This window comes from Janibacter hoylei PVAS-1 (genome assembly GCF_000297495.1).
Classification (GTDB): domain Bacteria; phylum Actinomycetota; class Actinomycetes; order Actinomycetales; family Dermatophilaceae; genus Janibacter; species Janibacter hoylei.
The window spans coordinates 1-1,297 of the sequence record NZ_ALWX01000110.1 but is presented as its reverse complement, the minus strand read 5'-3'; the positions used below and the strand labels follow the sequence as shown (position 1 = coordinate 1,297).

Annotated in this window: 2 rRNA genes; both read right to left on the bottom strand. The window is 56.4% G+C overall.

Features of this window, described 5'->3' with window-relative positions:
* Nucleotides 1-662, bottom strand: a 23S ribosomal RNA gene (locus B277_RS15475); the annotation flags it as partial.
* A 378-nt stretch (nucleotides 663-1,040) separates the two neighbouring features.
* Nucleotides 1,041-1,297 (bottom strand): 16S ribosomal RNA (locus B277_RS18225); the annotation flags it as partial.

Genomic DNA, 1,297 nt, shown 5'->3' with positions numbered 1-1,297 from the left:
TCATTCTTCAAAAGGCACGCCGTCACCCCACAAGGAGGCTCCGACGGATTGTAAGCGCACGGTTTCAGGATCTATTTCACTCCCCTCCCGGGGTACTTTTCACCTTTCCCTCACGGTACTTGTCCGCTATCGGTCACCAGGGAATATTTAGGCTTAGCGGGTGGTCCCGCCAGATTCACACGGGATTTCTCGGGCCCCGTGCTACTTGGGAAATCTTCCATGGAGTCCACGCCATTTCGTCTACGGGGGTCGCACCCTCTGTGCCGGGCCATTCAAGACCCTTCGACTATGACAAAGATTTTTTACTCCACCACGACATGTCAGCATCGTGAAAAAGCTCCCACAACCCCGGACCTGCAACGCCTGACAGCTATCACACAGACCCGGTTTGGCCTCATCCGCTTTCGCTCGCCACTACTCACGGAATCACTATTGTTTTCTCTTCCTGCGGGTACTGAGATGTTTCACTTCCCCGCGTTCCCTCTACCTGCCCTATATATTCAGGCAGGAGTGACTGGACTTGCCTCCAGCCGGGTTTCCCCATTCGGAAATCCTCGGATCAAAGTCTGGTTATCGACTCCCCGAGGCTTATCGCAGATTCCTACGTCCTTCTTCGGTTCCTGGTGCCAAGGCATCCACCGTGCGCCCTTAAAAACTTGAGCCACAAAGATGCTCGCGTCCACTGTGTAGTTCTCAACATACGGGCGGCACCCCACCACACGACCACGCCCACAGAAACCAGTTCCATGAGTACGCGACCAGGCGAGGCCCACAACCCACACCCAACCAGCACAAGCCGGCCAAGCGCGTGGTCTTGAAGCTTCACTCGCGTGAACCCTCAGGACCCAACAACGTGTCAGACACCCCCCCACACGCCACCACACTTTCCACCACACCAAACAGTGCAGGTACTCACACAGCGACACACAAGAGACGTCAAATAATCGATGTTCCACCCAGAGCACCAGGTGTCAGACACTCGCCGACAAACCCAGCGTTTTTGAACCACCCACACCAGGCAGGCAGCCAAAGCTCCTTAGAAAGGAGGTGATCCAGCCGCACCTTCCGGTACGGCTACCTTGTTACGACTTAGTCCCAATCGCCAGTCCCACCTTCGACGGCTCCCTCCACAAGGGTTGGGCCACCGGCTTCGGGTGTTACCGACTTTCGTGACTTGACGGGCGGTGTGTACAAGGCCCGGGAACGTATTCACCGCAGCGTTGCTGATCTGCGATTACTAGCGACTCCGACTTCATGGGGTCGAGTTCGACGACCCCAATCCGAACTGACGTACCGG